General features: G+C 36.2%; 10 protein-coding genes. 3 read left to right on the forward strand and 7 right to left on the reverse strand.

Translation table 11 applies throughout. The annotated features are described in order from the left end of the window. Positions 1 to 14 precede the first annotated feature (14 nt). The 4 genes from HHU12_RS25445 to HHU12_RS25460 form a co-directional block, all read right to left on the reverse strand. Complete coding sequence (locus tag HHU12_RS25445; RefSeq protein WP_169659553.1) at positions 15 to 332, reverse strand: hypothetical protein; 318 nt, start codon at positions 330 to 332, stop codon at positions 15 to 17. 264 nt (positions 333 to 596) lie between these two features. Next, the gene (locus HHU12_RS25450) at positions 597 to 1,226 is read right to left on the reverse strand and encodes an NAD(P)H-dependent oxidoreductase (RefSeq protein WP_169659554.1); all 630 of its coding nucleotides are present in this window, start codon (positions 1,224 to 1,226) and stop codon (positions 597 to 599) included. Positions 1,227 to 1,314: 88 nt separating this feature from the next. Then, on the reverse strand, positions 1,315 to 2,442 hold the full coding sequence (locus tag HHU12_RS25455; RefSeq protein WP_169659555.1) for a DUF819 family protein: 1,128 nt from the start codon (positions 2,440 to 2,442) through the stop codon (positions 1,315 to 1,317). Between the two features lie 209 nt (positions 2,443 to 2,651). After that, complete coding sequence (locus HHU12_RS25460) at positions 2,652 to 5,489, reverse strand: glycosyl hydrolase family 18 protein (RefSeq protein WP_169659556.1); 2,838 nt, start codon at positions 5,487 to 5,489, stop codon at positions 2,652 to 2,654. A 297-nt stretch (positions 5,490 to 5,786) separates the two neighbouring features. Here HHU12_RS25460 and HHU12_RS25465 point away from each other — a divergent pair, with 297 nt between their 5' ends. Further along, entirely contained in the window at positions 5,787 to 6,866 is a 1,080-nt protein-coding gene (locus HHU12_RS25465) for a lipid A-modifier LpxR family protein (RefSeq protein WP_169659557.1), read from the forward strand. Positions 6,867 to 6,929: 63 nt separating this feature from the next. Next, positions 6,930 to 8,813 carry a PAS domain-containing sensor histidine kinase gene (locus HHU12_RS25470; protein ID WP_169659558.1) on the forward strand — a complete coding sequence of 628 codons (1,884 nt, stop codon included), beginning with the start codon at positions 6,930 to 6,932 and terminating at the stop codon, positions 8,811 to 8,813. A 66-nt stretch (positions 8,814 to 8,879) separates the two neighbouring features. Here the strand turns inward: HHU12_RS25470 and HHU12_RS25475 are convergent, their stop codons facing one another. Both HHU12_RS25475 and gltX read right to left on the reverse strand, forming a co-directional pair. Next, positions 8,880 to 10,589, reverse strand: coding sequence for a glutamine--tRNA ligase/YqeY domain fusion protein (locus HHU12_RS25475; RefSeq protein ID WP_169659559.1), 1,710 nt, complete (start codon positions 10,587 to 10,589; stop codon positions 8,880 to 8,882). A 67-nt stretch (positions 10,590 to 10,656) separates the two neighbouring features. Next, positions 10,657 to 12,201: a glutamate--tRNA ligase gene (gene gltX, locus HHU12_RS25480; RefSeq protein ID WP_169659560.1), complete on the reverse strand. Its 1,545-nt coding sequence runs from the start codon at positions 12,199 to 12,201 to the stop codon at positions 10,657 to 10,659. Positions 12,202 to 12,540: 339 nt separating this feature from the next. Between gltX and HHU12_RS25485 the strand changes: the two genes are divergently transcribed. Beyond that, positions 12,541 to 13,182 (forward strand): hypothetical protein, encoded by a 642-nt coding sequence (locus HHU12_RS25485; RefSeq protein WP_169659561.1) that lies wholly within the window; start codon positions 12,541 to 12,543, stop codon positions 13,180 to 13,182. A gap of 26 nt (positions 13,183 to 13,208) precedes the next feature. On the opposite strand, the gene HHU12_RS25490 is transcribed toward HHU12_RS25485, so the two are convergent. Beyond that, a complete protein-coding gene (locus HHU12_RS25490; RefSeq protein ID WP_169659562.1) occupies positions 13,209 to 14,090 on the reverse strand; it encodes a diacylglycerol/lipid kinase family protein in 882 nt (293 codons plus the stop codon). Positions 14,091 to 14,594 lie beyond the last annotated feature (504 nt).

Raw genomic sequence — 14,594 nt, forward strand, 5'->3', positions numbered from 1 at the left:
GGTATGATAATAATTTAGTAAGCATATATAAATTCGTTGTCGCAGACCGAAACACATACTTCTTCACTGTAATCACTTGTGAAAAAACCGCTTCTGTCAATTTCTAGAGTCCCGCAGGTTGTTTCGCCGTTCTTGATTTGTACTTTAATTTTTAACTCTCTGTCTTCATCAGAACTATTTCCTGCAATTTCCCCCACAAATGCATTGTTGAAATAAACTTCACCACCTCTGTTGTGTAGATTTTTGAGAACAATAGATCCTTCAGAACATTCATATTCATCGCATCCTATTAATATAAAAGCTAATGCTGTAATTGTTGAGAGATATCGCATCTTTTGAATAGGTTTAAAATGTGAATATTGTTTATGTAATTTTAGTTCAAATATGTTTTATGATGCAAATTTATGACGTTGAAAATGAGTAAATGTAGTGTAAAATACCAACTAATGGGGATGCTGAGAGTGGATAAATTTCATTTTTGACTTAGTACTTCAGCAATGTAAATTCAATAAAAAACCTCTTATCTCCAAGGGAAATAAGAGGTTTGGACTCTTTCTTTACTTAATTTTTGTTGGAATAAAAAAAGTATCCTATAATTATAATGTTACAATTGCTTCTTCCAGAGGCTTTCTTACTTTAGCAAGATGCTGGTAATCATCATCTTCAGCTCTGTAACCAATTGGAAGTAAAACAGTACTTTTTAAGCCTAACTCTTCAAAACCTAAAACTTTATCTACTTCAGCAGGAACAAAGCCTTCCATTGGTGTGCTGTCTACCTGAAGTTGAGCACAAGCAGTTAATAAATTACCTAAAACAATGTAAGCTTGTTTTGCCACCCAGTTATCTTTATCAGCATCAGACAAGTTATTGACAGTGTTGACCATCATACCTTTGTAATCGCCTAAAGCTTCTTCAGGAATACCTCTTGTAGCAGAAACATTTTGGATGAATGCCTCAACATCTTCTACCGTTAATTCTGCTGTTCTAGCGATAACGATTAAGTGAGAAGCATCAGAAACTTGCTTTTGTCCCCATGCGTGTGGCACTAATGCTTCACGCAATTCAGGATTTTTTACCAAAACAATCTTCCATGGTTGTAAGCCATACGATGAAGCAGAAAGATTACCTGCTTCCAAGATTGTTTGTACAGTTGCGTCGTCTAATTTTTTAGTAGCGTCAAATTTTTTTGTTGCGTAACGCCAGTTTAAGCTCTCGATAATGTTCATAAAAAAAGTGTTTTATTTGATTGAATGTTTTTAATACCCTGCAAATAAAAACAATATTTGTTTAAACGACAAATGTTTTGATGATATTTTACCCAACTAAGAAATAAGTGAAAATCAAGAGCAGTTTGCCAAGCAGGATTCCCCAATAGTTGGCAATAGCGTAGCCTAAAGTTCCTGCTGCCATACCTGAAAGGATTACTTTCTTGTTTTTGATGGCTTTAGAGACAGGGCCAACAAAAGCAGGACCGTACAGGCAAGCAGTAGAGGTGATGATAAATGTATCTACATCAATTTTGAAATACTTGGCTAACAGCAAATGAATAACAATACCCGTAAACATCACAATTGCCACAAAGCCAATATATAAACTGCCTTCCGCTAACAATTTTTCAAAATTGGAAAGACTTCCTAGACCAATGCAGAAGAGTAGCACGAAATATTCACCTACCAGAAAACTACCTTTTATATTTCTCACCTTTGAATTGAAAGAAGCTCCAATAGCTAGAGACGTTACACCGAGAATGATATAAATTTCATCCATTTTCCCCCATAATAACAAAGAGGTCCCCACGCAAATACCAAGTATAAGCACTACAATACCTATGCTTGCAAGGATACTTTTGGTAGACGGTCCTTGAAGTGCTGGAATTTTATTGAGATCCGTGATAATAGAGTTTTCTGCTTTGTATTCAGGGAGCACAAAACCAAATAATGTTTTGGCTATTGTCATTAGGAAAATCATCCATATGCCACCCAGAATCATATCGGCGGTATTCATTAATACAAACGCTTCGTCGTTAACCTCTAGTGCAAGACCAATTGCTGACATGTTTGGCGTGCCTCCCGTGTAAAGCCCCACAGACATTCCTCCTAAATAATGTGCACTTTCTAAAGTGCCTGTAAACACCAAAAATGCTATAACAGCTCCAATTGTCACCCCAAAAAGATTACAGAAAAAAGAAAGGATCGTAGACTTCGCCTGAGTGATCCATTGTTTCATGTTGGATGACAACAGCATCAAACCTATGGATAAAGGTACGGCTGCTTCAACTAATGTTTTTGAAACTTCGGTATCGATGGTGTAAAAAGTATTGCCAAGAAAAATGCCCAATGCATAAGCAATGATTACAGTTCCTATATTCTCAATCCATGTATATTTTTTTGCTCCCCATGTCAAAATTATTGGAGCAATCAGCATTACTAGCGCTTGAAGCATATTTATATCGTATTTAATTTCTCCCAAAGGTAATTAAGTACTAGGAATAAAGAAAACAGATAATTTTAGGTAATAGATAAGAATGAAGAGGGAAGAAAAATGGTTAGAGTTGTAGTTTGTAAGCTTTAAAAATTTACGTTCTAAACTAAAAAAGCCGCTCTAATAAAGAGCAGCTTTTTCCACTTGCTAAATAAATTGTGTTTTCCTACTTATTGCTTGATGACTCTATAGACCTTCGTTTGATCTTTAGAGATGAGTTGGAAAATGTAAATCCCTTTTGAAAGAGAAGTTGTTGGAATAGTTAGATGATGAACACCGCTGTTTAAATTGTTGAAATTTTTAAGTTGGACAAGTTGTCCGTTAGCATTAAATATTTTTGCACTGATCGATTCATTATTTTCTAATTGAATATCAATGTTGAGATCATATTCGAATGGATTAGGATAAACATTGCCTAATGCACTGTGAAGCTCTACTTCTAATTCATTTCTTTTTCTAGCATTATTACCGTTAAAGAAAGTGTCATAGCTTTGGGCATATTCATAATTTGTCGTTTTATCCCAGTTGATTGACCAAGTCATCATACCTCTTAGTTCAGGGTAGCCTTCACTTTTTACCAGTTTATATTCTCCTCCGAAAGAAACACCGTTTACCAAATAGTTCAATGCTTTTTGTACTTCTGCGGGTGGAGTATAACCGCCAGCAGGTGCGGCAGGTTTGTTTGCAGGCAGACCTAAGGCCACTTGATCTTCTCTGAAAGCAGGGAAGAAGCCTGCAACACTTTTCGACTCAAAACCTTGTAACAACATTTCTGTCATTGCAACTATAAAGTCAGCAGTTCCTTGCGTATAAGCTTTTCCATCAAGAGCACCCAAACTACCTGTGTTGTAAAGCTGTACGTGTACATAATCCAATTGATCTCTTAATGAGTGAAGAATTGGAAGGTAACCACCCCATGATCCGCCGTAGGCTGTTTGTCCACCTTGAACATAAGCAGTTTCAGGAGCAGATGTCAACAAGAATGAAGGGCCGAAATGAGCTTTGATAGCCTGCATTCCTTCTATAAAGTTCAAGACTCTTGGTGTTGTTGGGTTAGTGAAATCATCATCACCTGCATTAAGAGTCAAAGAAGAGCCCTCTAGGTCAATGTCTACTCCGTCAAAGCCGTAAGTTTCACATAAACTGATCATTGAAGTGACAAATTTTTGTTGCTCTTCTTCATTATCAAGGTGAACCACTCCGTTGGCCCCACCAAGTGACAGGAGTACTTTTTTGCCTCTGCTTTGCAGGTAAGCTACATCTGCTTTAAACTCCGCTCTTGACTTATCAGAAGGCTCATTTTGGAAATTGTCTATGTCGATAGGATCAAAAATCATTGTGTTGTCTATATCTCTGATTTTTGGTTCAGCAAAGGCAATACAAATCACATTGTATCTATCGTCAACATCTTTTAATCGGATATAAGGAACACTAGATAGATTCCAGTTGTGCCAGTAACCTACCAGTACTTTATCTGTAAATGCTAAGTTTTCTTCTACAGTAATTGAGATGCTTTGATCTGTTGTTAGTCCTTCGTCATCTGTAGCAGAAAATACAATGGTATAGTTGCCGAATGAAGAAGGTGTCCACGAAGCAGAAGAACTGTTGTAAGTAGTGCCGTCTACTGTAATGCTGTGAGAAACAATGCTTCCATCTATATCTGATGCTTCAAATGAAATAGCGATGGCAGATAATGAAGTTTGTTTGATGACTTTATTTTCCGCAGGAGTGAATGAAGTGATGACAGGATATTGAGGTCCTTGTGGTTCACTAATAGTGAGTACATAAGAAGCAGTGCTTGATTTTCCTTTGTCATCCGAAGCATTGATTTCTACAGCGTAACTGCCATAAGCAGAAGGAGTCCATTGGGTTGTGAAATTATCATTATTCTGAGAGGCGTTTAAAGTAATGCCATCTACAGTGAAAGTTGCTGTAATTACGTCACCTTCTATGTCTATTATTGAGGCACTTAAAGTAGTGGCAATTAAACCTACTGATGAAGCATCTGTTGCAGTAATTTCAGGAGCTGTGTTTGTATCAACACAAGGTCCTAATGGTTTCCACCAATGATCCGCTTCTCCAGGAGTGATATTATAAAGGTTGTCTACTTGAGCTTCATATAAATCACCTTGGTAGACTACAATATCATTGGTATTATAGGTTGAAGGATAAGGTGCATACTCCGGATAACTACAATTTCCTTGCACTGTTTCTTCTATTGTGATGGAAATAGAACTGCTTGCAGTCAGTCCGTCATTATCGGTTGTAGCACCTGTAATAGTGTAAGTGCCAAAAGCAGATGGGGTCCAAGATGCTGAGGCAGAAGGGAAAGTCTGCCCGTCTACCGTGATGCTGGAAGATACAATTGATCCGTCCGTATCATTTACATCAAGCTGTATGTTGATTGGGCTTAATGCAGAGGTTTTAATCACTTCACCGTCCGCAGGAGAAGTGAAATTGATTGTAGGAGATACTGGCTGATTTGAAGTAATACTAAAATTCAAAGATGTACTACTTTCACTGCCTTTATCGTCAATAGCAGTCGCCGTTGCTGTGAAATCCCCTGCAATACTTGGGGTCCATTGTAGAGTACTTCCTGAGAAAGTTACACCGTTTATAGTAATAGAAGTGCCTTCTACAGTGCCATCAGTATCAGAAGCTGTGATTGCGAAATCAATAGAAGCTGTTTCTTCTAATACAAAAGAACTGTTATTGGCAGGCAGTGTGAAGGCGACACTTGGCGCTTGATTGTCATCACAGATACCGATTTCTTCCCAAGGTCCCCACTCCGCTGCACCTGGCGTGTCACCTTGCGTCCACCATTTTGAGCTGTAGAGCTTACCATTGTACACTACTTGTGTACCGCTTTGAGCATAAGTTGAAGAAGAGTTCCACTCTGCTACACCATCACAAGGCGAAGCATTCATAGCTGTCAATAGAGTGGTTGCGTGGGTAGCATTATACATAGCGATAATGCCCACTAAGAGTAGTAGTTTAAAAATTTTCATATATGTAGTAGTGTTGTTAATTAAATGCTCTAATTAATAGAGTAACTGAAGGTTGATATCACGAAACAAAGAAATGATTGTAGTATGAGCAAGAAGAGAAAGGGATCATTTGGGAGTACAGCTCAAAATCTGATGGGGTACATCAGATAAAAGTGGATAATTTCTTCGGGGTACGTTTAATGGATAAAACACTATTATAAGTTGTTTTTTTGGGGTACAAATCAGAGGGTGTAGATTGAAAATGACTGAATTCTTAAATATTTTTTTAATTTAGTGTAATCTTCAATCACGACTTTTATGAAATTACTACTTCTTATTTTTTGTCTATCTACTTTCTCAATTCCACTTTACAGTCAAGTAGATTCCTTGGGAAAACAACAAAGTGAGTATATCAGTCTTTCCTCTCAAAATGATTTCTATCAATATTGGTTGCAATCTGATCGGAATTTTACCAACGGTATTCATATCACCTGGTCCAGTCATCATTTTAATAATAAGGTGATGGATAAAATCTTATTCGGATTAAAGCATTCCACCCAAAAAGAATTCAGTTTGATATTAGGACAGGACATGCATACCCCTGAAAATGCAGCACTTTTTGAGGTAGACTCCACCGATAGACCTTATGCAGGGTTGTTGTATCTAACTTACCGAAAAGTAACAACAGATTATTGGAGGGCATTGAAACTGGAAACTAATCTTTACGTGGGTGTTCAAGGACCAGCAGCAGGAGCGGGAGCAACCCAAAATTTTATGCACAGCCTTTTTCTGGAGAATACTGATTTTAACGGTTGGGGTAATCAAATCGGAAATGGATTGGTTTTGGATTTAGATGTGGAAGTAAGTAAAATGTTGCCATTGACTGGGAAAATTTACGAAACCAATATCTTTGGAAAAGCACATATAGGAACTATCTATAATTACTTTTTGTCGGGTCTTCAATTTAAGCTGGGAAAATATAATGATACTTATTACAGCAGAGATGGTATAAGGCAAAAATACCCACCGAGAATAGATTCATCAGACAAGATGAGTAAGGCCAGAAGGAAAAAGAATGGGAAAAAAGGATTAGGAAATACCTTTAATGATTTGTTACCGAGTTTGAATAATGTAAAGCAGATTTACTTTTTTACTGAGTTCCAAGTGGGAGCATTGCTCTATGATGGTACTGCACAGGGAAGTTTAATACAGTTTGAATCAAGTCCTTATGTGTTGAAAGCAGAACAGATAGACCCTTTGATTCTTAACTGGGTTTATGGTATTAACTTCAATTGGGGCCGTTTTATGTTCCAGTATTACAGGGTAGTGGTTAACGATAGCTTTAGAAGAGGGAATCTTTTTGGATGGGGTGAAATTTCTGTTTTTTATGGCTTGTAAATAATTGGAACTGAGTAAGAAAAATATAAGGATATTAATAAGCTGTTTTAATTTCTAAGTGAAATGAAACGCAATTTTGGAATCTCCGGTCTAAAATTATATAATACAAGTCAATTTCAATTCGCCGACTCACAGAAACCTATTTTTAAATTGCAGCACTACTTAAAATTATTAAAACAGCTTAATGACGGAATCATCGTAATCAATAATCAAAGTAAGATTGTATTTACGAATAATTCATTATGTCAATTTTTAAACTACGTTGAAGATGATCTACTACAAAGGAATATCGATGAGATAATAGTAAGTGATAGAAGTTTTCATGAGATTATGTCCCACAATGTAGGGCGAATCACGTCTGATGAGTACTTTTTTGAGAGGTTTAGGGTATTGAAGAAAGATAAAACCTTATCAACCGCTACTGTTTATATCTCCAAAAATTCCATGGGTGATGAACTGACGTATACGCTTTTGTTCAAAGAAATAGACAAAAGTGATGAAGATGATATGGTTGATTATAAAAGTTTAATTGACCATAACACAGATCACGTTTTTCAAGTCGACAGAGATTTGAAAATCATATACATCAATCATGTTTCTCCTGGACTTTCTAAAAAAGAAGTGTTGGGAACAAGATGTACGATTTACTTACCCCCTGGTTCTCAGAAGGTAGCGGAGTCAAAGATGAGAGAGGTTTTCGATACAGGTATTCCTCAGAATTATCAAATTGATTATAAAGCTCCTTTTGGGATGATGTATTATGAGACAAATGTCACACCTGTTTTTGATGGAGAAAATGTAGTGAGACTTAATTTGATCACGAGGGATATCACCGAGGGGTATAAAGCACAGATCGCTTTAGAGGAAAAAGAAAGGTTTTTAAGGAAAATCAATCTTAATGCTCAAAATGGAGTTTACATTTTTGATGTGAAATTAGGTAAAAACACTTTTGCTAATGAACAAGCAATTAATTTGCTTGGTTACTCATCAGAAGATTATGCTAAATTGGGTAGAGAAGAACTATTGGAACTATTTCACCCGGAAGATCATGAGAGAATTTTTGCCCATTGGGAAAGCCTTAATAATGCAAAAGAAAACGAATCTTTCTTTATAGTATACCGTTTCAAAGCCAAATGTGGAAAATGGAAATGGTTAAGGTCCAAAGATTCCCCTTTTGAATATGATGAGGAAGGAAACCTTATGACAATTCTTGGTTCATTTGTAGATATTACTGATATTATAGAATTACAGAATGCAACTTCAGAGCTACAGCAAAAGAACGTTGAGATAAAAGACATGCTGTTTCAAGCATCACATGATATTAGAAGCCCAATTAACAATGTAGCACAGTTAGTACAGTTGTCCATTGACGCAGGAGAAGTGCAAGAACCGGTGTTGAAGGTGATAGGTAAATCTGTGAAACGACTCAACAGTCTAGTAGAATCTTTGATGAATTATGGAAAATTGGATAAGAAATTTGAAGTGACAGAGGAAGATCTCAATGAGTTGATAACAGATGTTTTAGCAGATTTAAATTATAAAATTGAGGAAAATGAGGTGAATTTTGATGTGGAGAAATTACCAACAATCCTCTGTTCTAGAGTAGGTATATACAGAGTTTTCCAGAATCTTATTAGTAACGCATTAAAATTTAGACATTCTCAAGGTGAAACTAATATTCAAGTGGCTAGTGAAGAGCATGATGATTATTGGCAATTTTCTGTCACTGATAATGGTATTGGTATTGATGAGAAAAACAGAGAAGAAATATTTAAGGCTTTTACTCGATTAAATACCTATTCAGAATTTGAAGGAAATGGACTGGGTTTGGCCAGCTGTAAAAAGATTATTGATAAACATCATGGGAAAATATGGGTAGATGAAAACCCCTTAGGAGGGAGTAAGTTTATCTTTACAGTTCAGAAGAACCTGAAGTCTGCAGAATAAAAAAACGGAGATGCTTCGAAAAGTATCTCCGTTTTAATTTTATATCTTAAACTATTTTACAACAGCTTAGCTCTTTTTTGCCCAAGAATCTCTCAATCCAACAGTCTTGTTAAAAATCATATTCTCAGGAGTAGAATCTTGATCTAAGATAAAGTAACCCATTCTTTGGAATTGGAAATTATCGCCCGCTTTGTTGTCTTTCAAAGATGGCTCAACTTTACAACCTTCAATTACTTGTAGCGATTCTGGATTTAAGAAAGTCTTGAAATCAATCACTTCTTTTGTCTCTGGATCTTTACGAGCATCAGGAGCTTCGTCAGAGAATAAACGATCGTAAAGGTTTACTTTCGCGTCTACTGCATGTTCTGCTGATACCCAGTGCAAAGTACCTTTTACTTTACGCTTCGACTCTTCAGTTCCGCTACCCGAACGAGAAAGAGGATCATAAGTACAGTGGATTTCTGTAATATTTCCATCTTCGTCCTTCACACAGCTTTCTCCTTTGATGATGTAAGCATTTTTCAAACGAACTTCTTTACCAATCGTCAAACGGAAGAACTTACGGTTAGCACTTTCTTTAAAGTCTTCTCTTTCGATGTATAACTCTTTAGAGAAAGGAACTTGACGTGAACCTGAGTTTTCATCTTCTGGATTATTCTCAGCTTCTAGCCACTCTGTTTTACCTTCTTCATAGTTGTCGATCACTAATTTAATAGGATCCAAAACAGCCATAACACGAGGAGCAGTCTTGTTCAAGTCTTCTCTAATCGCAAACTCTAATAAAGAAACGTCAATCACGTTATCTCTCTTTGTGATACCTACAGTATTTGCAAAGTTTCTGATAGAAGCAGGTGTATAACCTCTTCTTCTTAAACCAGAAATTGTTGGCATACGAGGATCATCCCATCCGTTCACAACACCTTCTTCTACCAATTGTAAAAGCTTACGCTTAGACATTACTGTATAGTTCAAGTTCAAACGTGAGAACTCAGTTTGTTCTGGACGTGTTTTATCAGCCTCTGCTAATTGATCCAAGAACCAATTGTATAAAGGTCTGTGTACCTCAAACTCAGTCGTACAAAGTGAGTTCGTGATTCCCTCAATGTAATCTGATTGACCATGTGCCCAATCGTACATAGGGTAGATGCACCACTTGTCACCTGTTCTATGGTGAGCCTTTTTGATGATTCTGTATAAGAATGGGTCACGAAGGTGCATGTTAGGGTTGGCCATATCAATTTTAGCTCTTAATACCCTAGAACCTTCTTCAAACTTGCCTTCTTTCATGCCTTCAAAAAGCTCCAAGTTCTCTTCCACAGAACGCTCTCTGAATGGAGAGTTAGTACCTGGAGTAGTAGGAGTACCTTTTTGAGAAGCAATTACGTCAGCCGCTTGATCGTCTACATATGCTTTTCCTTCTTTGATTAATTTCACTGCCCAATCATAAAGTTGGTCGAAATAATCAGAAGTAAACTTTGGTTCACCTTCCCAGTTGAAGCCTAACCATTCGATATCTCTTTTGATTGAATCTACATACTCCTGATCCTCTTTGGCAGGGTTTGTATCATCAAAACGAAGGTTTGTACCCGCACCTTCAAATTCTTGTGATAAACCGAAGTTTAAGCAGATTGATTTTGCGTGGCCAATGTGTAAATAACCATTTGGCTCAGGAGGAAAACGGAATAATAGTTTACCTCCATTTTTATTTGATGCTAACTCTTCAGTGATTTTTTCACGGATAAAGTCCAGCCTTTTTTCAGTGTTTTTTTCTTCCATGTTCAATGTGAGTATAAAAGCATGATAGAAATTTTGACTCCTATCACACTTTATCATAAACTAAACTCTAGTTGCCCTCTTTTAGTTTATTAATTTTTTCAATTGCGATGTTAATTCTTTCAGCCACTTCTTTGTTGCCTAAGATTTCTTGCATGATCATCAAATCAGGACCGCCACCTTTACCAGAGATTGCTACTCTTAATGCAGGCATTACTTGTCCGATTTTCATTTCGTGATTTTCCAAGACTTTCATGAAAATGTCTTTAGCATCATCAGCAGTGAAGCTTTCAGCATTTTCAATTGTACTCGCATATTCTTGTAAAACAGCTACCCCTTCAGGTTTCCATTTTTTCTTTACTGTCTTCTTATCGTATTCTTGAGGTTTCTCGAAGTAGAAACGACCATCTCTCCAGATCTCTTGAGGGAAAGTCACACGCTCTTTCAACTGATTAGCCACTAATGCTGCTTTCTCAGGAGTTGTTTCTTTTCCTTCAGCAGTCATATCAGCAATTAAATATTGTGCTAACTCAGCATCAGGTCTATTTTTTAAGTACTGTTGGTTGTACCATTTCGCTTTATCGATATCGAATTTAGTACCTGCCTTCGTTACTCTTTCCATTGTAAATTCATCACATAATTCTTGTAATGTGAAGAATTCACGCTCGTCACCTGGGTTCCATCCTAAGAATGATAAGAAGTTGATGAAAGCATCTGCTAAGAAACCATCTTCTTTGAAACCTCTTGAGATATCACCAGATTGAGGGTCTTTCCACTCTAATGGGAATACCGCAAAGCCCATCTTATCACCGTCTCTCTTGCTTAATTTACCGTTGCCATCAGGCTTCAATAATAACGGCAAGTGAGCAAAACGAGGCATTGTATCTTCCCAACCTAAGTATTTGTATAATAAAACGTGCAATGGAGCAGAAGGTAACCACTCTTCACCTCTGATCACGTGAGTGATTCCCATTAAGTGGTCATCCACAACGTTAGCCAAGTGGTAAGTAGGCATTCCATCCGACTTCATTAAGATTTTATCATCGATAGTATGAGAATGTACCATTACCCAACCACGTACCATATCATTCAATCTAATTTCTTCCTTTTTAGGAACCTTTAAACGAATAACGTAAGGAGCACCACTCTCAATTCTTTCTTTCACTTCCTCTTCAGAAAGTGTCAAAGAGTTGGTCATCTGTGTACGTGTCATCGAATTGTATTGAGGGGTATTGACACGTGCCGCTTTCAAACGCTCACGCATTTCCTCCAATTCTTCAGAAGTATCAAATGCATAATAAGCAAGACCGTCTTTCACCAACTGCTCAGCATATTCTTTATATATCTCTTTTCTCTCAGACTGTCGGTAAGGACCACAATCACCAGGGTTCCATGGTGCCTCATCAGCAACGATACCTGCCCATTCTAAACTCTGTCGGATATATTCTTCAGCACCTTCCACAAAACGGCTCTGGTCTGTATCTTCAATACGTACCAAGAAGTCACCGCCATTGTGTTTGGCGAATAAGTAATTAAATAAAGCTGTGCGCACTCCACCAATGTGAAGAGGTCCAGTAGGACTTGGAGCAAAACGTACTCTTACCTTATTTTCCATTTTTTATATTAATAAATTTTATTTTTTCTTTTTAGAATGTGCAAAGCTAAACAAATAAGAGCGAAAATGTTTTAAATATTATATTGAACTTTCAAGAATATGAATTGATTTAAGAACATTATAGAAAGTTTTAATAATATCTAGGACTAGAGAAAGGAAAAAAGTATATTGATGAGCAGGAATCCAACATCTAACGGAATATTTATAACCAATACTTTCTTCATTTATTCACGTAATTCTTGTAAGAAATCTCTCGTTTAAAAATGAAATACTACAGTATCAGGTGCGGTTCCTTATGACCTAAAAAATAACTTCATCATAATTATCAACTTAATATTAATGGGACTCGTTTTCGATAGATTAGTACAGGAAGTAAAAAAATTACAGATCAACCTTAATGACCAACAGATCTCAGAATCTTTTCAAAGAATTGCAGATTATCTAATGAATAAATGTGTTTTGAAAGCCGGAATTCAGAACTACAGAATTGTAGAGATAGAATTTTACTTTCATCATGAAAAACATCCTGATCCATATGTGCATAAGCATGATAACCAAAAAACCTTAGGAAGATGGTATGTTCATGGTGCTGGGATTGATATCACTTTTGGGACATTAGATTTTTATGGAGGCATACTGATCAGAGGACTTCAGAGAAAAAGCGATAAAGAATTTATCAGCGGTCCTTTGCATGTCATCGCAGAAATATTCCATTTCATTGGTGGTGTAGATGTGCAGGAAGTGGAATTTGGTTTAAGAGAGAAAGAAATGCCTTACGAGATTATTGCTCAAAGCAGCAGGGTAGGTTTGAGCAGTAATAAAGAAGGCGGTGAAAATTTCCGTGACAAAAAATACCGTTTTGTGAGCTGTATCGGCCCTAAACATCCTTTTAAAAATAAAAAAATTGTTGCCTTGGATTTGGTGGACAAAAAATCAATTAAAGAGGTAAATACGCTGTTTGGATATAAAATAATGATGTAGAAAGCACAACGAAATCATAAACTATTTTAGTGTACGATTACATTGAGCTTATCTCCTTTACTAAACTTAAAGTTTAATGGAGTTGACCATTTTTCTGTTTCTCCATCTTTATGTCCGAAAACCAATTGTCTCTTTTTTGTAGTATCTATTGTAATGTCATCTGATTGCAAATGAATAACTTCTGGACTTTTTTGTGCTTTTCTTTTGAAGAAATTAAAGCCGAAATGTCCATTTTTGAAAAGGGAAGACTTCGATAAAATGGTTGCCTCAAGAACACCTTTCTTTGCTTTAGAAGGAGGTGAAATGAAGGTGTGATCTTTTTGTTGAGCTTCCTCAGCCAATGAAATTACAAAGGCTTTTGAACTGATTTTTTTACCATTAACATCAATAGTATATTGTTGCGGTGAATAGAGTTGAAAATCCATCAGAATAGATTTAAAGTAATTCTTAAAATCTCTCCCATTGAATTTTCTGAAGTTATGGCTGATTTTTGTGCCAAACCCAACGCCCGCTGTAGTGAAAAAGTATTGGTCATTGATTTTTGGAGCATCAATACTCTTTACTTTTTTATTATAAATGATTTTAATGGCTTTCTTTAAAATCATAGGAATACCTAAGTGTTTGGCAAGTCCGTTTCCAGAGCCACAAGGGATAATGCCTAAAACTCTATCAGTTCCTACAAGAGCCTGAGCTACTTCATTGACAGTTTCATCGTCACCGATAGCAACAATGATATCAAAGTTGGCAATAAAGGACTTTGCCAGTAAGGTTGCATGACCTTCGTATTCTGTGTAAGCAATGTGAACATTTATTCTCTTGCTTGCCAAAGTCTGTTGTGCAATATGAGCTGCCTTTATAGAAGTACCATTGCCAGATTTTGGATTGGTGATTAATATGATATTTGGCATGAATTCTATTTAAATAATAGTCTCTTTTTAATTTTAACTTAATCCAGTTACAAAGAAAGGTATGGTAAAGTATTCTCTCTCTGTGGTAGTTGTAGTAAACAATAACATTGTAAAATCTCTATTCAAATTTATATACGAACCAGTTACTTATATTTTGATTAAGAGTTTTTTACTAAGTGGTTTAATTGTGACTTACTTTTAGTTGTTTATGAAGATAATACTGATATTTTTTGCAGAATACTTGATGGTATTTATTGTCTGTAATATTCTATAAATAACCAGAATTAAATTCAATAAAATTGCTTTTCCGTATTTCTTATTTATAAAAGGTTAAGTTTTAGTGCTATAAAGATATGAAATCTTATTAACAAAAAAAACAGCACTACTCTACCCGATGATTTTTAGATAGTTCATCCTAAAATGAGAAATCATCTTTGTAAAGTCTTTGAAATCAACACTTTTAATCATCTCTCTCACTTTATTAAGTCCTCTTCTGAATACACT

Source organism: Flammeovirga aprica JL-4 (assembly GCF_012844305.1).
In the GTDB taxonomy this organism is placed as follows: domain Bacteria; phylum Bacteroidota; class Bacteroidia; order Cytophagales; family Flammeovirgaceae; genus Flammeovirga; species Flammeovirga aprica.